Here is a 21,986-nt window from a genome sequence, read left to right on the forward strand (position 1 = left end):
GACATTTGCTTTAAATCTTGTTAAGATTGCCAGCTAGTTATTTTGTTATATAATTAGGCATGTTATGAGCCATCAAGATTCACCTATTATTAGACGAGAATCTACTCGAATTTACGTCGGCAAAGTGCCCATCGGTGGGGGGGCGCCTATTGCTGTCCAATCGATGACAAATACTCGTACTACAGATATCGAAAAAACGGTAGCTCAAATTCACGCACTTGAACGTGTTGGAGTGGATATTGTGCGTGTTTCCATTCCAACGATGGATGCAGCCGAAGCGTTTAAATTGATTAAACAGCAAGCAAACGTACCACTGATTGCTGATATTCACTTTGATTATCGTATTGCTTTAAAAGTGGCTGAATATGGGGTTGATTGTTTAAGAATTAACCCAGGCAATATAGGTAATGAATCAAGGATCCGCGCGGTTGTTGATTGTGCAAAAGATAAAAATATTCCAATACGTATTGGGGTTAATTCAGGTTCACTAGAAAAAGATATCCAAGAGAAATATGGCGAGCCCACTCCCAAAGCGATTGTCGAGTCAGCAATGCGTCATGTCGATATACTGGATAGACTTAATTTTGAACAGTTTAAAGTTAGTGTAAAAGCATCTGATGTGTTTACTGCAGTTGACGCTTATCGTTTGTTAGCTAAGCAAATTAAGCAACCATTACACTTAGGCATAACTGAGGCTGGTGGCGTGCGGAGTGGCGCAATTAAATCGGCTATTGGATTGGGATTATTGCTATCAGAAGGAATTGGCGATACACTCCGAGTATCTTTAGCTGCCGATCCTACGGAAGAAGTGAAAGTTGGATTTGATATTTTAAAATCACTGCGTATACGGGCTCGTGGTATTAATTTTATTGCCTGTCCAACCTGTTCGCGCCAAGAGTTTGATGTGATTAATACCGTCAATGCATTAGAGCAGCGATTAGAAGATATTATTACGCCAATGGATGTATCTATTATTGGTTGTGTCGTTAATGGCCCCGGTGAGGCGTTAGCTTCAACAATGGGCGTTGCTGGTGGTCATAATAAAAGCGGTTTTTATGAAGATGGTGTGCGTATTGGCCGTATTGATAATGAACAAATGATTGATGAACTAGAAGCTAAAATTCGTGCTAAAGCATTAGTTTTGAAAAACAGAATTGCAGCAACTGAATTATAATTTTATTAAATAGCGAATAAATAAATGATAGAGAAAAAAATCCAATCTATACGAGGGATGAATGATTTACTCCCAACAGACAGTACAAGTTGGCAACAGATCGAAAAAATTGTCAAAGGTGTATTAAACAGCTATGGCTATAACGAAATTAGAACGCCGATTGTTGAAGATACTGCGCTATTTAAACGAGCTGTTGGTGAAGTTACCGATATTGTTGAAAAAGAGATGTATACTTTTAACGATCGTAATGATGAAAGCATTACCCTGCGCCCTGAAATTACTGCCGGTTGTGTTCGTGCTGGCATTGAACATGGTCTTTTTTACAATCAAGAACAGCGTCTTTGGTATTTAGGGCCTGCTTTTCGTTACGAAAAACCGCAGAAAGGGCGCTATCGTCAATTTCATCAATTTGGTGTTGAAGTCTTTGGGCTTGAAGGACCAAATGTTGATGCTGAACTTATCCTTTTAACTGCACGTTTTTGGAAAGCTTTAGGTATTGAAAAGCATACCTCTTTAGAACTTAACTCGATTGGTTCACTAGAGGCAAGAGCTAATTATCGAAATGCTTTAGTTGCTTTTCTTGAGCAACATAAAGACAAATTGGATGAAGATTGTTTGCGTAGAATGTATACTAATCCATTGCGTGTTCTTGATTCAAAAAATCCAGTCGTACAAGAACTACTTAATCAGGCACCAAAACTGTTTGATTATTTAGATGAAGAATCTAAACAGCACTTTGAAGGGTTATGTCGTTTATTGGATAATGCTGGAATAAAATACAATATTAATCAAAGATTAGTGCGTGGATTAGATTACTATAATCGAACTGTTTTTGAATGGGTAACCAGTAGTTTAGGTGCGCAGGGTACCGTGTGTGGTGGTGGTCGTTATGATGGGCTAGTTAGTCAACTGGGTGGACAATCGACCCCCGCAGTTGGTTTTGCAATGGGTGTTGAGCGTTTAGTGTTATTGGTTCAAGCTGTTAATCCATCGCTAAATTGTGATAATTCAATTGATGTTTATATGATTTCGTCTGGCGATGAAAAGACTATTTCAGTTGCACAAAATATTGCAGAGCAGTTACGAGATGGTTTACCTAACTGGCGAATCATGACGAATTACGGTAGTAGTAATTTTAAGAAACAATTTACCAAGGCTGATAAATTAGGTGCTAAAATAGCTGTCATTATTGGTGAAAATGAACTAGCTAATCAGTCAGTTATGATTAAAAATTTACAAACAGGCAAACAAGTTGAAGTTGCACAAAAAGACGTTGTCCAAACTTGCTTGTCGATAAAGTAAAAGAAATAGGAGAAAAACGTGAGTCATCAGTTATCGAGTGAAGAACAACTTGAAGAGATAAAGGGCTTTTTTGCTAAAACATGGAAGATGATGGTTGCAGTCCTTGTGATCGGATTATTAGCCTTTTATGGTTGGCGTTATTGGCAGTCATATAAAGCTGAAAAGGCGATAGAATATTCAGATAAGTATGAACAACTAATTGCTCAATTAGATAATACTAAAACAGATTCTGTTAATGAACTCGTCTCTTTTGCTAAAGACAATGACACAATTTACGGTGTGTTTGCTAATTTACGTGCGGCCAAATTTTATGTCGAAGTTTTAAAAGATTACCCTGGTGCAGAAGTATTATTGGTTGATGCATTAAAGAAAACCAGTTCAGAACCAATTAAAACAATTATTAATATTCGTATCGCACGTTTACAGTATCAACAAGGTCAATATCAAGAAAGCTTAACAACACTAAACCGTGTTGCTAATGAAAATTGGAGCGCAGTAATTAATGATCTTCGTGGTGATGTATTGGTTAAAATGACGCGTTATGTTGAAGCGGTTGATGCTTATAACGTGGCTTTAACTTCTTCACCAACTCCAGATTTAGTAGAAAACATTAAAATGAAGCTGAATCAAGCTGAATATTTAAAAGCAAAACAACAAGCTGAACAAGAAGCCCAACAAGCAGCCCAAGAAAAGGCAGAACAAGAAGTTCAAGCAGCGAAACAAAAAGCCGAGCAAGAGGCGAAAGCAAAACAAGCTGAAACAGAAGGAAGTAACAATTAATTTATCCTGCTATAAGGGTCTATACAATGAAGTTATCAAAATATCTTTTTACTGGTGTTTTTATGTTTTCACTTGCTGGGTGTTCTTTATTCGGTGGGGAAGAAGAAATAGTTCAAGTTTCCCCGTCCCCAACGGTAAACAACCAATTTCCTATTCAACAAGTGTGGCGAAATAGCACTGCCGGCAATACTCATATTTATTCATTATTAGGTCCGATTAATTATGATAATGCTATTTATGCAGCAAGTCGTAGTGGGCAAGTTAAAGCCATTGATTTATCGAGCGGTAACACATTGTGGGATGTAAACCTATCACAGAGTACACTTTTTAGCAGTAAAACAGCACTATTTTCTGGTGGTGTAAGTGCTGATGATAAATATGTCTATGTGGGCAGTGAGCGTGCTGTTGTGTATGCGTTAGATCGTCAAGACGGTAAAACCGTGTGGGAAAAAACAGTAAAAGGCGAGGTGCTTGCTCGACCTGTACCATCCGAAGATAAATTAATTATCCATACGGCAAACGGTATTCTTCAAGGTCTTAATCGTGATACAGGCGACAATTTGTGGGATGTATCCTTCGAAGTTCCTGCATTGTCGCTAAGAGGTAACTCTACACCGACGATTGCTCATGGTGCAGCTATTGTTGGCGATGATAATGGTCGAGTAAATGCTCACTACATTAATGATGGTCAATTAATTTGGCAACAGCGTATTTCACAACCATCGGGCTCTACTGAAATTGCAAAATTAAATGATGTGGATTCTACACCTGTAGTTGAAGGTAATTTAGTTTATTCCGTTGGTTATAATGGTAGCGTCGTTGCGCTTAATTTAAGTGACGGTCAACCAGTTTGGCGCAAAGAACTTGGCTCTATTCATAGCTTTGCTGTTGATACCAATCGATTATTTGTTATTGACCAAAACGACAACGTGCAAGCTATTGCTAAGAATGGTGGCAGTGAACTTTGGACTCAATCAAACTTTGCTCATCGTCAGTTAACTGATCCAGTGATCTACCAAAATTATGTTGTGTTTGGTGATTTTGAAGGTTACCTATATTGGCTAAATGCTGAAAATGGTGAACTTGTCGCAAAAACACAAGTAAGTAGTAGCGGATTAATATCTAAACCATTAGTAGTAGACAATAAAGTGATTGTTCAAGCTAAAAATGGTGATATTTACGCTTTTACAAAAAATTAATATACAAAATTAAAGTAATTTAGAGAATAAACATGGTACCTGTTGTAGCACTTGTTGGTCGTCCAAATGTTGGAAAGTCGACTTTATTTAATCGGTTAACGCGAACCCGAGATGCCTTAGTGGCTGACTTTCCTGGATTAACTCGTGATCGTAAGTATGGAAGAGCAGAAATTAAGGGCCATGAATATATCTTGATTGATACTGGTGGTATTGATGGCTCTGAAGATGGGGTTGAAAGCTTTATGGCTGAACAATCCCTGCAAGCAATAGAAGATGCCGATATTGTTCTTTTTTTGGTTGATGCTAGAGCGGGTGCGATGCCTGCCGATCATGCTATTGCTAAACACTTACGTTCTCGTCAAAAAGCCACTTTTTTAGTAGCTAATAAAATTGATGGTATTGATGCCGATACTGCAATTTCTGATTTTTACGGCTTAGGATTGGGTGAAATTCATCCTATTGCAGCTAGCCATGGTCGAGGTGTAAGCTCGTTAATTGAAACCGTATTAGATCCTATTTTTCAGTTTGATGATGAACAAAATAGCGATTTTGATGACGATGAACAATCTAACGACTTATCTCAATGTTATGATGATTCCGATCTTGATGATACAGAATCATTAATTAACCAACCTATAAAAGTTGCTATAGTGGGGCGTCCAAATGTGGGTAAGTCAACACTAACTAATCGAATTTTAGGGGAAGAGCGCGTTGTTGTATATGATATGCCTGGCACAACGCGTGACAGTATCTATATCCCCATGACACGTGATGAACGAGAGTATATCTTGATTGATACCGCTGGTGTTCGTAAGCGTGGAAAAGTCACCGAAACCGTTGAAAAATTTTCCGTCATTAAAACGTTACAAGCCATTGAAGATGCTAATGTTGTCATTTTAGTTATAGATGCCCGTGAAGGTATATCCGATCAAGACCTATCATTACTAGGGTTTATTATTAATAGTGGGCGCTCACTTGTGATAGCTGTTAATAAATGGGATGGTTTATCACAAGATATCAAAGAGCAAGTGAAAACAACACTAGATGATAGGCTAGACTTTATTGATTTTGCTCGTGTACATTTTATTTCTGCCTTGCATGGTAGTGGTGTTGGTAACTTATTTGACTCCATTCAAGAAGCGTATGATTGTGCAACGCGCCGTGTCAACACCGCCTTATTGACTAAGATTATGCAAATGGCACAAGATGATCATCAGCCTCCTTTGGTGCGAGGGCGTCGTGTTAAATTAAAATATGCGCATGCTGGGGGGTATAATCCACCTATTGTCGTTATTCATGGTAATCAAGTTGAAGACTTGCCTGATTCCTATAAGCGTTATTTGATGAACTATTTTAGACGCTCGCTAAAAATTATGGGCTCACCAATTCGAATTCAGTTTAAAGAAGGGGCTAACCCATTTGAAGGGCGGAAAAATAGTTTAACCGCATCACAGCAACGCAAACGACGCCGATTGATGAAACATGTTAGAGGCCGAAAATAGTTTATGTCAAAATCACTGGCAGTTGAGCAGGGGCAAGAAGGCATTTGCCCAAAGTGTCATCATAAAATGAGTATTATTTCGCCTCAACATTTTAATTGTCTTCATTGTAAGCAAGATTATTTTGAACAATATATTTGCCCGACATGTCAGCAAAAAGCGCAGATGATTAAGGGCTGCGGATCGGTGAACTATATTTGCCCAACTGATGGTTTAATCTCCAGCAGTAAGGTGATATTTCATTATTTATCAGAATAGAAGATATTATCTATATTAAAGCCATAAGAGGTTATTTTATGCGAATTATTTTATTAGGCGCACCAGGAGCAGGAAAGGGAACCCAAGCACAATTTATTATGCAAAAATACGGTATTCCCCAAATTTCAACTGGTGATATGTTGCGTGCAGCAGTAAAAGCGGGTACAGCGCTTGGCTTGCAAGCAAAGGAATTGATGGATGCGGGTAAATTGGTTACCGATGAACTTGTTATTGCATTAGTGAAAGAGCGTATTGCACAAAGCGATTGCGCAAATGGTTTTTTGTTAGATGGTTTTCCTCGCACCGTTCCTCAAGCAGATGCCATGAAAGCGGCAGGTATTGATGTAGACTATGTGCTTGAATTTGATGTGCCTGATGCTGTAATTATTGATCGTATGAGTGGAAGACGTATTCATGCTGCTTCAGGTCGTGTTTATCATGTTCGTCATAATCCACCTAAAGTTGAAAATATTGATGATGTCACTGGTGAACCGCTGACTATTCGCAAAGATGATAATGAAGATATTGTGCGTAAACGACTTGTTGAATATCACGAGCTAACTAAACCACTTATTAGTTATTACCAGCATGAAGCCAAAGAAGGGCGCACACACTATTTCCGTGTAGATGGGACCCAGCCTGTTGCTGATGTAACAAAAGAATTAGCTAAAATTTTAGGATAATTGGTTATCAATTTAAATAGCAAGATATTTAAATCTATCTTGCTTTTTCTGTTAATTATATTATTGCGTTGCTTTAAGGGCTTGTTCTAGATCTGCGATAATATCGTCAATATGTTCAATACCAATTGATAAACGAATCATTTCTTGGCTGACTCCCGCTTTTTTCAGTTCTTCATCATTAAGTTGACGGTGTGTTGTTGATGCTGGATGACAAGCTAATGATCGTGTGTCTCCAATATTCACCAAGCGAATAATCAACTTTAAAGCGTCAATAAATTTAGCTCCTGCTTGCTTACCACCCTTTATACCAAATGATAAAATTCCTGCAGGTAAGCCATTATCCATCTGTTTTACTGCTAAGTGATGTTCTGGATGACTCTCAAGACCTGCGTAATTCACCCAGCTAACTTGTGGATGAGATTCTAGGTATTTGGCAACTTTAAGTGTATTTTGGCAGTGTCGCTCTATTCGTAAAGATAATGTTTCGAGACCTTGTAACAATAAAAAAGTATTGAATGGTGATAATGCTGCTCCCATGTTTCGTAATGGAATGACACGACATCGAGCAATATAGGCGGCATCGCCAAATGTTTCAGTATATGAAACGCCATGATAAGATGGATCAGGTTGATTTAACATTGGATATTTGTCAGCATACTTTTTCCATGGAAATTTACCTGAGTCAACAATCATCCCACCTAAACTATTACCATGCCCACCAATGTATTTAGTTAAAGAATGAACTATAATATCGGCGCCAAATTCAAATGGACGGCAAAGAGCAGGGCTTGCAACAGTATTATCAACAATTAAAGGGATACCATGACGATGTGCAATAGTTGCGAGCGCAGTTAAATCAACAATATTGCCGGCAGGATTACCAATGCTTTCACAATATATTGCTTTAGTTTTATCATCAATTTGTTTTTCAATTGCCTCAAGATCATCATGTGGAGCAAATTTTGTTGTAATACCAAAATTGGGTAAAGTGTGAGCAAGTAAATTATAAGTACCGCCATATAGTTTTGATACAGAAACAATATTTTCACCACTAAAAGTAATGGCTTGAATAGCATAAGTGATGGCTGCCATGCCTGATGCTACTGATAATGCGCCAATACCGCCTTCAAGTGTAGCGACACGAGTTTCAAGTACGGCATTAGTTGGATTAGTAATTCGTGTATAAATATTACCGGCTACTTTTAAATCGAAGAGATCGGCGCCATGCTGAGTATCATCAAAGGCATAAGAAGTTGTTTGATAAATTGGTACAGCGACTGAGTGAGTTGTTGGTTCAGGATTATAGCCTGCGTGAAGAACGGCTGTTTCTGGTTTCATATGAGAGCCTCTTAATTATAATAATAAGGCTCTATTTTGTGCAAAAAATATCAAAAAAGTAAAGTATTATAAAACCATTCTTACAATATCGATTTCGCCTAATTCTTTATAAAGGTTCTCGATTTGATCAATATGGGTAGCATTGATTGTAATTGAAACCGAATGATAGTTACCTTTGCTACTCGGTTTAATTGATGGCGTATAATCACCCGGAGCATGCCGCTGGATCACGGATACTACTTTGTCGACAAGTTCAGGCTTAGCTTCCCCCATAACTTTATAGGTAAAAGAACATGGAAACTCTAATAATTCATTTAATTTTGTTGGTTGCATAATATTAATTTTCTCAGTTACTGGTTCGATGTATCGGTATCAAGAATGATTAGTATATATAGGCGGTTTAGCATTCTTCAAGTAACGAACAATAAACATTGCTTTTTTAAGTATATATTTTGAGCTATGATAAGGAAATTCTAGCATAGTAAAATAAATGTATCTTGCTATTTACCAATAAGGCTAAACATCATGTTATCTAAGTCCAATCATAAAGAACCTTTCGGCACATTACTAGGTTATGCACCAGGCGGCGTTGCTATTTATTCATCTGATTATGAAACCTTGGATAAAAAACTGTATCCCAATGATGCATCATTTCGTAGCTATTGTGGGTATGAGTATATGGGATATAAATGGCAATGTGTTGAATTTGCAAGGCGATTTTTATTTTTAAATTATGGGATTGTGTTTAGCGATGTAGGGATGGCGCATGAAATTTTTTCGTTACGCTTTTTAAGACAAGTAGTTAACGAGGCGATTTTACCTTTGCAGGCGTTTGCCAATGGTAGTAAGAAAAAGCCAGAAGCAGGCTCTTTATTGATATGGGATGATGGCGGTGTTTTTGATAGAACGGGTCATGTTGCGGTTATCATTGAAGTATTTGAAGATAAAGTTCGAGTTGCAGAACAAAATGTCATCCATATACGATTACCCATTGGACAGCAATGGACGCGTGAACTTCAAATGTCAGTAACGAGCGAAGGCTACCAACTACATGATACGTTTGACGATACCAAGATCTTAGGGTGGATGATACAAACCGATGATACAGAGCACAGCTTGCCACAACCGACAGTTCCTAATCCATTATTGACGGTTCATAGTGCTCACCTTAAAAACGAAGGGCAATTTGAAAAAAAATGGCTTAATGAGTCAAATCCATTAGAAAATGCCTATATATTCGCTGCAGGTCATGCTATTAGTCATGATGATCATTATCGTTATTTCACGATTTCTGAAAGTGCGGAGCAAGAATTAATTCGAGCTACTAATGAATTACATCTAATGTATTTGCATGCGACTGACAAGGTTTTAAAAAATAATGATCTGTTAAAAAACTTCAATATTCCCGAAATACTATGGCCAAGGTTAAGACTTTCATGGCAGCAACGTCGTTATCAAATGATAACAGGACGATTAGATTTTTGTATGGATGAACGCGGCTTAAAAGTGTATGAATATAACGCCGATTCAGCTTCATGTCATACAGAAGCGGGGGATATTTTACAAAAATGGGCGGATCAAGCTGGGTTAAATATAGGTACTAATCCTGGTTGTGGCTTACTCAATTCTTTAGCCAACTGTTGGCGGCATAGTGATGCTCAACCTTTTGTTCATATCATGCAAGATGATGACAGTGAAGAAAATTATCATGCGTTATTTATGCAAACAGCCCTTACTCAGGCAGGGTTTGACAGTAAAATTTTGAGGGGACTCAATGGGCTAAGATGGGATAAACGTGGTCGACTTGTGGATGATGAAGAGCGCCAAGTCACCTGCGTTTGGAAAACATGGGCTTGGGAAACTGTATTAGATCAACTTCGTGAAGAAAGTGAAGCTCAGATTGCCGGCTTGCCGATCCGTACTTGGCATCCAGAAAATACGGTCAGGTTAATTGATGTATTACTGCGACCAGAAGTATCGGTTTTTGAGCCCTTATGGACGGTGATTCCAAGTAATAAAGCTATTTTGCCAGTATTATGGTCATTGTTTCCAAATCATCGCTATTTATTAGAATCAACGTTCGAACTTAATGAAAGCCTAATTAAAAAAGGTTATGCCGTAAAACCAATAGCAGGGCGTCGTGGAAGTGATATTCAATTAGTAAGTAATCAAGAACAGATCCTTGATAAAACCGTTGGACGTTTTGCTAAGCAAGAAAATATTTACCAAGAATTATGGTGCTTACCAAAAGTCGAAGATCGCTATCTACAATTATGTACTTTTACAGTGGGCGGTCATTATGGTGGTACTTGTCTACGTTCTGATCCTACTTTAGTGATCAAAGGCGAAAGCGATATGCAACCATTACGTGTATTGACAGATCAAGATTTTTTAAAATAATTAGAAAAAAAATTTCAGGAAAGTATGTGTTTCAGTATAAATTTGTAACTAGTTATAGGTGTAATAATTGATATTAAAATTTTTATAAAACAATTTGTTATATGTTTTTGTTTATAGTTTATATAAATCGTTTTATTTATGGTGAAACTTATCAAAAATATGACTAAAAATTCATAATATCCATAATGATATCAATTACAATAATGGTGTTTTCTGTTAAACTTATTTTTGTTGGGTAGGAATGCTAGAAATACAATAATAGAAAGGAATATATGGCAAATACGTTACTTCGAAGTGGTGATATTAAAGATTTTAAAATGCTAGGGCATGACGGTAAAGCCGCTTATTTAGTTGCAGCTCAAATCCGTGAAATGTTTAGAGTTAAATTAGGCAAACAATATGCCGATTATTTAGCTATTCCTCAACGCAATGATCAGGGCAATATTATTGATTGGTATATTCCTTTTGATTCAAATCAGCCTGATGGGCAATATGATATTATTCCTTGGACTTCAGCTAGTGAATCTGAGCAACAGTCAGCGCTGGCTTTACTGAAAGAATTTGAACATAAAGTGATGAGTTTCGGCAAACAGCTAGCCAGTAATCCTAATTTAGAAGGTGATCAACTGCTTTTTAGCCGTCTCATTTATGATCCAAAAAATAATGTTGATAGTGCCGAACCTAATTTGATGGCAATACGTTTTCCAAGTAATCAATTTGTTTATATTGTTAACGGTAAACCGGTGATTACTTTCTGGGGATTTGTGTATCCGCACACCTCTCAGAGTAATTCTCCATTCTATAGTTTAGAGCCGGTAGCAAAAGTTACACAAGCAGCAGCCGTTACTTCTGCGACGTCTATTGATAATAAACCATGGTGGAAACGTTGGTGGATATGGTTGCTAGGGTTATTACCATTATTATTGTTGCTCTTATTAGCGTTATTTTTGCTACGCGGTTGTTGGTTAAAACCTGAGATATCGATTAATCCGAATGTATCTTTAGATAATAGCAATATTAGTCAACCTGAAAAGGATGACAAGCAGGATAAAAAAGAGACAGAACCAGAATTAAAAACTGAGTCAAGAAATGTGGTTGTTGATAATCGGTTGGGTGTCACGGGTAGTGCTATACCAAATGGCACGATTTTAGACAATGGAACCAATACTCCGACTAACCCCGATGTAGCAAGTGATTCGGTCGATCATTCTTTAGCACCGGATAATGCAAATGAGGGTAATAATACTTCAAATCCAGATGCGCAAGATAATAAAAATGATCAAGTGACTGCGCCTGATGTGGGTAAAACAGATGATAAAGATGAAAAATCAACGCCTACCGATCCCGATAAAAAAGATAATACAGATGTTCAAAATGGACAAGACAAAGATAGTACTGACCAAACTTCTTCACCATCAGATAAAGACAATAAAGCAGATTCTAATGCTGCGGTTGATCAAACCAATAACTTAGCCTTACCTGCAGATGCAATCAAGCAAGGTTCTACAAAATTCTTAGATGGTCAATGGTCCGCCAATGGGGGTATTCAAGACAAAGCCACAGGTAAACCGTTGCAATTAAGTTATAATTTTAAAGATGGTAATGGCGAAGTCACTATAACACGTAGTGACGGTGTAAAATGTACAGGTAATGTTGGCACCGATATTAAAAATGCTAATTTAGGTATAGCGGGTAATACTGAGGCTGTTTGTAGTGATAATACCAAATATCAATTACCCAAAATTCAATGCACACCAGGCAAAGATAATAAAGCCAATTGCCAAGGAATTTATAATAATGGGACTGCATTCCCAATAACGATGAAAAAACAATAAAGGTTATATATGCTTCCAGAATTACGCAATTATGGTCAAGAAGTGACACTGATTATGAATAGTGGTATTCAGTTTCTTGATTTTGCACTTAAAATCGATTGGAAAGATAATCAATGGCGCAGTAAAGTCAATGGATCCTTTATTGATCCATCAGAAAGTGGTGCACTCATCAGGTTGATTGAAGATGTTGAAAGTGGTCAATTTTTTACACCTGATAATCCAACATTTGCTGTCAAACCAACACAAGAAATTAGTGTTGATCAGTCGTTAAAATTATACGATGGTATTTGGTTACCTGTGCCTGTTTTGCGTTCAATACCGCCAGAGCGCTTTGATCAAGGACCGCATAATTGGAGTCGGGTTCGAATTGTTAGCATTCCTGAAGGTGAAGATCCTGGTGGTAATACACATCGAATTACGTTTGCTTTTGATACAAAAGTATTTGCTAACTTACAAGATGTGGCTTACCTTGCTCCAACCGAAAATGATGTGATGACTGGCGCAGTCTTTAGTTTAGCACATCGTTCAGATCAGGTTTCATGGTATTTAGAGCTTAAATGGATAACCAGTTGGTTAATTGATCTCTTTCAAGAGCTGGCGCCACAATCTGAGCGGTTAAAGATCCATAAAGATGATCTTAATCAAGAAATAAAAAGCAAATCTTATTATGGACACTACCTAAATATCATCCATTTACTTGCCGATTCATTGCAATTACCGACAATTAAAATTGTGTCAAACAATAAAGATGATGTGGTGAAATCAATTCCTGTCGATATGATTTTAGATGTGGGTAATTCACGTACTTGTGGGATTCTAATTGAAGATCATGCCCAAGATAAAGATAGTTTAAATCATCGTTATGAGCTTGAAATCCGTGATTTAACTCAGCCTGAACATATTTATAATGAACCGTTTGAAAGTCGAGTTGAATTTGCCCAAACTTTTTTTGGCAAGGAACATTTTTCTTTGCAAAGTGGGCGACGTGACACGTTTCGTTGGCCAAGTATTGTCCGTGTTGGTCAAGAAGCAAGCCGACTTGCAAGTCGGCGTGAAGGCAATGAAGGCGCAACGGGACTTTCAAGCCCAAAACGTTATTTGTGGGATCAAGATAAATATGAACAAGGGTGGCGTTTTAACTCTCATTATGTAAAAAGTGATCATGAACCATTTGCAACGGCAGAGCCTTTTTCGAGTTTAATTAATGAATATGGTGAAGCATTGCATATTCTTAGCAATGATATTCAAGAAGAGTATGATCGCAAAATGCCGGTTTTCCACCCAAAATATTCTCGTAGCTCCTTGATGACGTTTATGTTATGTGAAGTATTAATGCATGCATTAATGCAAATGAATAGTGTCGCTCAGCGTAATAAATTAGAGCATGCGAAAACACCACGTAATTTACGTTCAATTATTTTAACGATTCCGCCAGCCATGCCAAAACCCGAACAAGCAATATTTAAAAGTTGTGTATATCAAGCCATCGGTTTGGTTTGGAAAAGCCTTGGTTGGGATAGTTCAGATGACAATATTGATTTCAATAACCCTGAACAATTAAAAAGTGTTTGGCCAAATATTCCTGAAGTTTATATTCAATGGGATGAAGCGACTTGTGGCCAAGTTGTGTATCTTTTTAACGAAACACAAAATAATTATAATGGGCGATGTGAAGAGTTTATTGCCTCAATGATCCGTCCTGGGAAAGCCGATAAGCAAAAACTAACGATTGCAACGGTTGATATTGGTGGTGGCACAACCGATTTGGTGATTAACGATTATCAATTAGACTACGGCGTTAACGGGCAAGCCAACAGTAGTAATGCCTATATTGTGCCAACTCAGCTTTTTCGTGATGGGTTCAAAGTCGCTGGAGATGATATTTTACTCGATATTATCCAAGATACCGTTATAACGGCTTTAACAAATGGTTTAAAACAAGCTGGAATTGCAGACCCTAATCCAATTTTGTCCACCATTATTGGTTCTCAGCAACTATCAATTCAAGATGCGGTATTACGCCAGCAACTTACCTTACAGTTATTTACACCAATTGGATTACAAATATTAAAAGCGTACGAACTTTATGATCCATTACACACAGAGCAACATGTCTATTGTTCTACTTTCGGTGAATTATTACAACACAATATGATGACCGATAATGTGCTTAATTTTATTAATGAACCGATTAAGCGCGCATTAAATAATCCTGATTTTTCAGTACTTAACTTAAGTATCGAAATTAATCTTAAACGTATTCATTATATGTTTATTCGGGGTGATTATTACAATATTTGTAAAACGTTTGATGCGTTATCCGAAATTATTAGTTGTTATCAGTGTGATGTTCTTTTGTTAACTGGTCGACCTTCGCGTTTACCCGGTATCCAAAGTTATTTTCGATCACGCTTATCCATGCCTGCTGGTCGAATTTTACCTTTGCATGGTTATTATACTGGTGGTTGGTATCCTTTCCATAAACAAGAACGAATTGATGATCCTAAAACAACGGCAGCCGTGGGGGCGATGTTGTGCTTTTTAAGTAAGAATTTACGATTACCTAATTTCTATTTTAGATCCTCTAATATAGATTTATATTCAACTGTTAAGTACATTGGACTTTTAGATAATCTTAATATGATTAAAAAAGAAAATGTCTATTACCAAGATATTGATCTGGATAATCCTGATTATGATTTTCCTAATCTCTCATTTGAAATTCGAGGCACTACAAGACTTGGTTTTAGGCAACTTGACGTTGACCGTTGGCCAGCATCGCCTATCTATATTTTAACGATTGAAAGCAGTGAAGTGGCTAAGCGATTAAGCGCTGAAGGCGTCGTGCTAGAAGTGACTTTAGGCATAAAAAATAAACAAAAAGCGATCGAAAATTTTTATATTAAAGAAGTAAAAGCCTCTGATGGGCGAGCCTGTAATAAAAATCAGGATATTAAACTAAGTTTAAATACCATGGTTAACTCGGGGTTAATAAGTACACAATATTGGCTTGATAGTGGAATGATAAAACGATGAAAAACTTAAATGAACAACTGCCTAAATCTTGGGATCAGGTCTATCAAGCATCTGCAAAGGCCATTGAGTGGGTGAATCAAACACGCCATTCATCTAAACGTTTAAATAGCGAAGCGGATAACTTAATTTTGGATTTGCGTCGGTTACGTAACAGCGCAAAACGATTGGGAGATGTCTCAACTAAATCTGTTGCAGTTGGTTTTTTTGGATTATCACAGGCCGGTAAATCCTACCTTATTTCAGCACTGGCAGCCGGTGAGAATGGTAAGCTTGAAACGGTTGTCGATAATGAAGTGTTAGATTTTATTGACCATGTTAATCCCGTGGGTAGTGGTAAAGAGGCGACGGGGCTTGTCACTCGCTTTAGCCGCATTGCCAAAGGGGGCATACCTAACTATCCGTTAGAATTAAAATTATTTAAAGAGATCGAAATTGTCAAAATCTTGATAAATGCTTATTTTAAAGATTTTGATCAGCAAAAAGTATCTAATAAAATCGAGTTTGCACCGTTAAATCAGACAATTCAACGCTTAGAAAATCAGAAACAAACCAATTATGTTGGTGGTGTTAACGAGGATGATATTGTTGATCTTTACGATTATTTATCTGAAAATTTTGGTAACTCGCTTGAAGAATTGAAAGGAGGATATTGGGAAAAAGTAACGTACCTTATTCCTTATTTATCAATAGCAGAGCGTGGCGAGCTGTTTTCTGTCTTATGGGGTGGAATTACTGAGCTGACGATAATTTATACTCAATTGGCGACAACATTATCAAGTTTACACCATGCTGAAACTGTGTATGCACCGCTTTCAGTATTAGTGAAAGATAATAATGGCACCAAGTCGCAAATTGACAGTATTATGAATGTCGATATTCTTGAGCGATTAAATACCGACAAAGATTCATCGATTACCATAACGCCATTAAATAGTGCACCAACATCAATATCGTTAGCTCAATTGGCTTTTTTAACCGCCGAATTAATTTTCCCATTAGTCAATAAAACCAGAGTGCCAACTTTTGAAAATGTGGATTTACTTGATTTTCCTGGATATCGAGGGCGTTTAAATTTGATATCGATTTCAGATGTGAAAGAAGGTAACCCTATTGCTCAGCTTTTATTACGGGGTAAAGTTGCTTATCTTTTTGAAAAATATACTGATAGCCAAGAAATGAACGTGCTAGTTGTTTGCACTCCGTCAGATAAACAATCAGATGTTAATGATGTTGGTCCAGTACTTGAGCGTTGGATCGATAAAACTCAAGGTGAAACAGCTGAAAAAAGAGCAACGAAAAAAGCGGGATTATTATGGGCAATTACCATGTTTGATAAACGCATTGGTACCTCATTAACTCTATCAGAAGACAATCTTAAAAATAGCTGGGGTAAAGGTGGGTTACTTCAGCAAACTATTTTAGAACGCTTTGGTAGTTACGATTGGTTAAGCAACTGGTCTAACGAACATAAATTTAATAATGTCTTTCTTGTCCGTAAACCGGGATTTGATGTACCGTTTTTAAATGTCGAGCCGAACACCTGCCAAGAGCAATCTTATAATGAAAATTACCAAGATAAAATGAATGTATTAAGAAATACATTTGTGCAAAATAGTGATATCAAACAGTATGTGTTCCAGCCAGAAGAAGCATGGGATGCCATGTTAAAACTCAATGATGGTGGTATAGGGCGAATTAGCCAATACTTAGAACAAGTGGCTATTACTGAAGTCAAACAGCAACGAATTGTTGAACAGCTTAATGAAAAAATTGCATATATTATTAATATGCGTTTTGATACTTGGTATCAAGCAAACAATGATGAAGAGCTAGCTAAGAAAAAACAAATCATTGCTGATGTTGTTAAAGAGTTACAGAGTAAAGCACTATTATTAGGTGAGCTACTTAAAGCGTTTGAATTGCCAGATCAAACCATTAGAGCGCTTTATCATTCCAATACTGTTGAAGATGAAACGCAGCAAGCTGATAATGATAATGTGTTAGATAATTTATCCAATGATTTTGGTTTAACGGCTGATTTTGAACTATTTTCTGATGTTAATTCATCATCAACCACCAAACAAAGCACCCAATTACCTACTGAATCAAAGTTTGCAAAAACAGTTTTTTCGGCATGGTTAGAGCATTTAAGAAATATTGTGCTAGATAAGCATATCTTGCAGTTTTTCGGTATCAATCAAAAATCGCTTTCTTTTATGGTAGAAGAACTGATTACTGCTGCAAATCGAATAAAACTTGAAGCAAGTTTAAGCGAACGCATTTTGAATAATGAAAACACAGGTAGTAAACGTGATGATCTAGAGTCTAGACAAGTGAGCACTATTCATACCTTACTGGCCGACTTTATTGCTTGGCTTGGTTTTATTCAAGGGCAAGCAAGTAATATACCAATGAGCAAAGTTAATCAGGATAAACCAATATTTTCTTCACCATTAAGCGAATTTAATGTGCAATCATCGCATTTATTACCAAAGCTAGATGATAATACTAAAAATTATTCTCAATATGCAATATTTGATTGGTTTATTGCCTTTGCTATGCTTGCGCAAGAAAATGTAGGGCATCATGCAGGACGCGAAATTAGCCAAGAACAAAATAGCCAATTGGGCACCATTCTTGCTTTTTTTAAGCAATCGCGGATTAATTAAAAATAACAAAGTATAGTAGGAAAGTCTTTTTGAGCGAAAAGCCCTTTCCTATTCAATAGCTCAGATAAACAATACTCAAATATTTGAGTATAAAAATAGAGGATATCATGGCATTAAGAATAGAATTAGATGGTTATAAACCGGGTATTGCGAAGTTTTTAGCTCAAAAATGGAATGGTAGTTCTGACATTGATATGCTTATACAACGAAATCAAGACGGCTATTATTTATCTGGTTTGAATCAATGGAGCCCTGAAAAAAACTGGCACGCCGTTGAAAATATGTCTGTTGATAATCAACAATTAACTGGCCAAATTGGTGAATGGCTGGTCGACTCTTTATTATCACAAGAAAGCAGGGTTCGATTTCTTATACAAATTCGTGATAAGCAAAATGAGCATTATGTTGATAGGGGCGTTGTGAGTATTGCTGATTCGGTTCTTTCATCAACAGCATTAAACTTGCAAACAATATTACCGAATGACGAGCAAACTATAGCGCAGCCAGATCCTGTTAGTGATTCTATTATTGAAGATCAAACACCATTAATTGAAGAATCTAGTCTTGACCCTGAAAGTGAAACGTTAGCAGAACCTATCGAACCAGAACTAGAAATAAAACCAGTGGAACCAGTTAAATCGAAAAGTCGCCTAGGGTTAATTGTGGCTATTATTATCGGTTGTATAGTGCTAATTGGACTTGGCATTGCTGCATGGTATTTTTTATTTTCCAAAAATCAATCACAACCAACAGCACCAACTCCAGCAGTGCAAATGAGTGGTCAATGTAGTTTGAACAACACCTCTACTGATGATTTAACCTTTATTCAACAATGTTTACAGACCAAGCCAGAGACGGATGCCATTATTCAAATCATTACTGAAGCTAAAAAAACTGAAAAATGTAATATTGCTCAGCGGTTATATGCAAATCAGGCTCAAACTAATCCTAAAATTGCGATGTTATATGCAAAAGAGTATGACGAAAAATATTATGAAGCAAATAATTGCTTTAAAGCAGATAAAGAAACGGCTATTTATTGGTATGAAACATCTTTGACTAATGATGCAAATAATATGTTCGTTAAAGATCGTTTAACCGAATTACAAAAATAATGAGGAGCAAGAATGAATAAGCTAGCTATCTCGAAATTTATTTGCACACTAGGTCTAACATGCCTACCGTTGATAGGGTTTGCAACTGAGCCACTTAAACAGGCTGGAAAAACAACCCTATACCAACGAGTATTAAGTACCCCAACGTGTGAATTAAAAAACAATATTACCGATGCTACAGGCAAATCCTTGCCTGCATTTTCCCGTTATTATGTTTATGAACGCAAAAATGACAATAATCAAGAGTGGCTTAGTGTTGGTCCAGATTCTTATGGAAAAACCATTGGTTGGATTAATAATTCATGTGCGATCGCTTGGAATATGCAAATGACATTGGTTTTTACAAATCCAGTTGATCGTGATCCTTTGCTCTTTTTTAAAGATAAGGCCTCACTAACGGCGATTGTTGAGGCAGATAAGCCTGAAGCTTTATTAAAACCTATTCGTGATGCATTAAAAGCCAATAAACCTGCTTCAGAAGTGGTGGCTCAAGAACCGAAAGAGTTCATTGATTTTAAAAGTAACTTCTATTTATTACCTATTTTACAAGGTGAAGAAGTGATGAATGGGCAAGGGTTTTATGAGCGAGTGTTAGAAGTTGCCTCCGTTAGTAAACAAGAATCATTGATAAAAAATAACACAAAACCAACAACTACCCAAACGACTGATGATAGTGCTAACCAAGTAGCTCCTTTTAAAGCTGCCATAGTGTTTGTTATTGATTCGACTATTTCTATGGATCCTTATATTTCAAGGACTAAGGAAGCGGTAGAGCGAGTTTATCAACATATTGAAAAAGAAAATTTGCAAAGTCAAGTTAAGTTTGGATTGGTTTCATTTCGGTCAAGCTTAAAGGCATCAGATAAGCTTGAATTTGTGACCAAAATTTTTGCGGATCCCAATAAAGTTAAAGATAAGGAAGATTTTAAACAACTGAGTTCTTCGCTTAAACAAGCTACCGTTTCTACCTCGTATTTTGCTGAAGACTCTTATGCGGGTGTTGCTCAAGCATTAAATGATATTAATTGGAATAGTTTTGGTGCGCGTTATATGATTTTAATAACAGATGCGAGTGCAATTCCTGGTGATGATAAGCTCTCTAGCACTGGCATGGATGCAGCGCAATTAAGACTTGAAGCTCAGCATAAAGGTGTTGCAATTTATGCATTACATTTAAAAACGCCAAGTGGTGCAAAAGATCACCAAATAGCGGCAGCGCAATATTCAGACTTAACGTATAACGATTTTATTCATAAATCACTTTATTACCCAGTGAATGCAGGTGATGTGAATGAGTTTGGTCAAAAAGTTGATTTGCTAGCAAAAGCACTGTCTGAACAAGTTAAACTTGCTTATAAAGGTGAAGCTTCTGTTGGTAATGCCATCAATGCAAAAGACGATAACTCAGACATGTTAAAAGATGCATTGCTATTAAGCAAGGCAATGCAACTGGCTTATTTGGGGGATGTTAAGGGCACTCAAGCACCGTCAGTTTTTAAAGCATGGATTGCCGATAAAGATTTTGTTAAACCGACTATTCCAACAGCAGAGCCGCGTATATTATTAACAAAATCGCAACTGAGTGATTTGAGTGACGTGGTTAGCAAAATCGCTAATGCGGCTAATGATGGATTGATTTCAGCTGATGATATGTTCTCTCAACTTCGTTCTGTTGCAGCGGCAATGGGGCAAGATCCAAGTAAATTAAAATCCGATTCTGTCACAAAAATTGCTGACTTAGGTTTGCTAGGTGAATATTTAGATAATATCCCTTATAAAAGCGATGTCACTGGACTTGATCAAGATACATGGAAAAGTATGAGTGGGCTTGAGCAAGAAAAATTTATCCGTAATTTAAACAGTAAAATTCGCTATTATCAAAAATGTAATGCGGATGTCGATCGTTGGATTTCATTAGCTGACGGCAGTGATCCGCGTGAAAATGTGTATCCTATACCATTAGAAATGTTGCCGTAACATGTTAAATATTAATCGATTATCGATTTCACGCTCAACAGGCAAATCCTTTTTTAGCGTTTGCTTGCCAAAGCTTACTGTCAATTCAGGTGAAGTTGTTGTTATTCAAGGTGATAGTGGTGCAGGTAAAAGCACGCTACTTGAAATGGTGGGAATGATATTAAAACCAGACCACATTGATAGTTATAACTTAGTTGTTGATAATTATGATATTGATATCGCAACGCTAATCAAGCAAGATAAAATCGATGAACTTGCTGATATTCGCGCTCAATATTTAGGATTTATGCTGCAAACAGGTGGATTATTGCCATTTTTGACGATTCGTGACAACATTTTATTATCATTGAAGTTATTACAAAAAAAAGTGGATAATAGCCGGTTTGATTATCTAGTGCAAAAACTCAATATCGCACATTTGCTCAATAAACACCCTAAACAGTTATCCATTGGTGAAAGGCAACGAGCTTCTTTTATTCGTTCGATTATTCATAAACCCGCGTTATTACTTGCCGATGAGCCGACTTCGGCATTAGATCCCTATAATGCGAATTTACTGTTTGATTTAATTATTGAGCAAGCTCAGCAAGATAATATTACTGCTATGATTGTCACACATGACTTGCAATGTATAGCTAACAAAGGGTTATTGAATTTATCAGCTAAGTTAACTTCCGCACAATCATCAGAATTTTCACCGTTACAAGATAAGGCGTAAAAA

The 21,986-nt window shown here is 37.0% G+C and carries 16 protein-coding genes; 14 read left to right on the forward strand and 2 right to left on the reverse strand.

Features of this window, described 5'->3' with window-relative positions; genetic code table 11:
- Positions 1 to 64: 64 nt before the first annotated feature.
- Genes ispG through adk form a run of 7 tightly spaced genes read left to right on the forward strand, consistent with a single transcriptional unit; the run spans position 65 to position 6,895 of the window.
- A complete protein-coding gene (gene ispG, locus GQ598_RS02605; RefSeq protein ID WP_160402230.1) occupies positions 65 to 1,174 on the forward strand; it encodes a flavodoxin-dependent (E)-4-hydroxy-3-methylbut-2-enyl-diphosphate synthase in 1,110 nt (369 codons plus the stop codon).
- Between the two features lie 27 nt (positions 1,175 to 1,201).
- Complete coding sequence (gene hisS / locus GQ598_RS02610) at positions 1,202 to 2,476, forward strand: histidine--tRNA ligase (protein WP_160402267.1); 1,275 nt, start codon at positions 1,202 to 1,204, stop codon at positions 2,474 to 2,476.
- Positions 2,477 to 2,494: 18 nt separating this feature from the next.
- Positions 2,495 to 3,256 carry a tetratricopeptide repeat protein gene (locus GQ598_RS02615; RefSeq protein WP_160402231.1) on the forward strand — a complete coding sequence of 254 codons (762 nt, stop codon included), beginning with the start codon at positions 2,495 to 2,497 and terminating at the stop codon, positions 3,254 to 3,256.
- A 26-nt stretch (positions 3,257 to 3,282) separates the two neighbouring features.
- Positions 3,283 to 4,455: an outer membrane protein assembly factor BamB gene (gene bamB / locus GQ598_RS02620; RefSeq protein WP_160402232.1), complete on the forward strand. Its 1,173-nt coding sequence runs from the start codon at positions 3,283 to 3,285 to the stop codon at positions 4,453 to 4,455.
- A gap of 32 nt (positions 4,456 to 4,487) precedes the next feature.
- A complete protein-coding gene (der, locus tag GQ598_RS02625; RefSeq protein WP_160402233.1) occupies positions 4,488 to 5,957 on the forward strand; it encodes a ribosome biogenesis GTPase Der in 1,470 nt (489 codons plus the stop codon).
- 3 nt (positions 5,958 to 5,960) lie between these two features.
- A complete protein-coding gene (locus GQ598_RS02630; RefSeq protein WP_160402234.1) occupies positions 5,961 to 6,212 on the forward strand; it encodes a zinc-ribbon domain-containing protein in 252 nt (83 codons plus the stop codon).
- 38 nt (positions 6,213 to 6,250) lie between these two features.
- Positions 6,251 to 6,895: an adenylate kinase gene (adk, locus tag GQ598_RS02635; RefSeq protein ID WP_160402235.1), complete on the forward strand. Its 645-nt coding sequence runs from the start codon at positions 6,251 to 6,253 to the stop codon at positions 6,893 to 6,895.
- A 60-nt stretch (positions 6,896 to 6,955) separates the two neighbouring features.
- On the opposite strand, the gene GQ598_RS02640 is transcribed toward adk, so the two are convergent.
- Both GQ598_RS02640 and ybeD read right to left on the reverse strand, forming a co-directional pair.
- Positions 6,956 to 8,233 carry a bifunctional O-acetylhomoserine aminocarboxypropyltransferase/cysteine synthase gene (locus tag GQ598_RS02640; protein ID WP_160402236.1) on the reverse strand — a complete coding sequence of 426 codons (1,278 nt, stop codon included), beginning with the start codon at positions 8,231 to 8,233 and terminating at the stop codon, positions 6,956 to 6,958.
- A 66-nt stretch (positions 8,234 to 8,299) separates the two neighbouring features.
- Positions 8,300 to 8,566: a DUF493 family protein YbeD gene (gene ybeD, locus GQ598_RS02645; protein WP_085247195.1), complete on the reverse strand. Its 267-nt coding sequence runs from the start codon at positions 8,564 to 8,566 to the stop codon at positions 8,300 to 8,302.
- A 192-nt stretch (positions 8,567 to 8,758) separates the two neighbouring features.
- Between ybeD and gss the strand changes: the two genes are divergently transcribed.
- The 7 genes from gss (at position 8,759) to GQ598_RS02680 (ending at position 21,983) form a co-directional block, all read left to right on the forward strand.
- Positions 8,759 to 10,633, forward strand: coding sequence for a bifunctional glutathionylspermidine amidase/synthase (gss, locus tag GQ598_RS02650; protein ID WP_160402237.1), 1,875 nt, complete (start codon positions 8,759 to 8,761; stop codon positions 10,631 to 10,633).
- 272 nt (positions 10,634 to 10,905) lie between these two features.
- Positions 10,906 to 12,468, forward strand: coding sequence for an SrfA family protein (locus GQ598_RS02655; protein WP_160402238.1), 1,563 nt, complete (start codon positions 10,906 to 10,908; stop codon positions 12,466 to 12,468).
- 9 nt (positions 12,469 to 12,477) lie between these two features.
- Positions 12,478 to 15,504 carry a virulence factor SrfB gene (locus GQ598_RS02660; protein ID WP_160402239.1) on the forward strand — a complete coding sequence of 1,009 codons (3,027 nt, stop codon included), beginning with the start codon at positions 12,478 to 12,480 and terminating at the stop codon, positions 15,502 to 15,504.
- Positions 15,501 to 18,173, forward strand: a complete 2,673-nt coding sequence (locus tag GQ598_RS02665; RefSeq protein ID WP_160402240.1) for a putative virulence factor — start codon at positions 15,501 to 15,503, stop codon at positions 18,171 to 18,173. Before GQ598_RS02660 ends, GQ598_RS02665 begins: the two co-directional genes overlap by 4 nt.
- 107 nt (positions 18,174 to 18,280) lie before the next feature.
- Complete coding sequence (locus GQ598_RS02670; protein WP_160402241.1) at positions 18,281 to 19,288, forward strand: hypothetical protein; 1,008 nt, start codon at positions 18,281 to 18,283, stop codon at positions 19,286 to 19,288.
- Positions 19,289 to 19,300: 12 nt separating this feature from the next.
- Positions 19,301 to 21,265, forward strand: coding sequence for a vWA domain-containing protein (locus tag GQ598_RS02675; protein ID WP_160402242.1), 1,965 nt, complete (start codon positions 19,301 to 19,303; stop codon positions 21,263 to 21,265).
- A gap of 1 nt (position 21,266) precedes the next feature.
- Positions 21,267 to 21,983, forward strand: coding sequence for an ABC transporter ATP-binding protein (locus GQ598_RS02680; RefSeq protein ID WP_160402243.1), 717 nt, complete (start codon positions 21,267 to 21,269; stop codon positions 21,981 to 21,983).
- Positions 21,984 to 21,986 lie beyond the last annotated feature (3 nt).

The organism is Gilliamella sp. Pas-s95 (assembly GCF_009795795.1).
Lineage (GTDB): Bacteria > Pseudomonadota > Gammaproteobacteria > Enterobacterales > Orbaceae > Gilliamella > Gilliamella bombicola.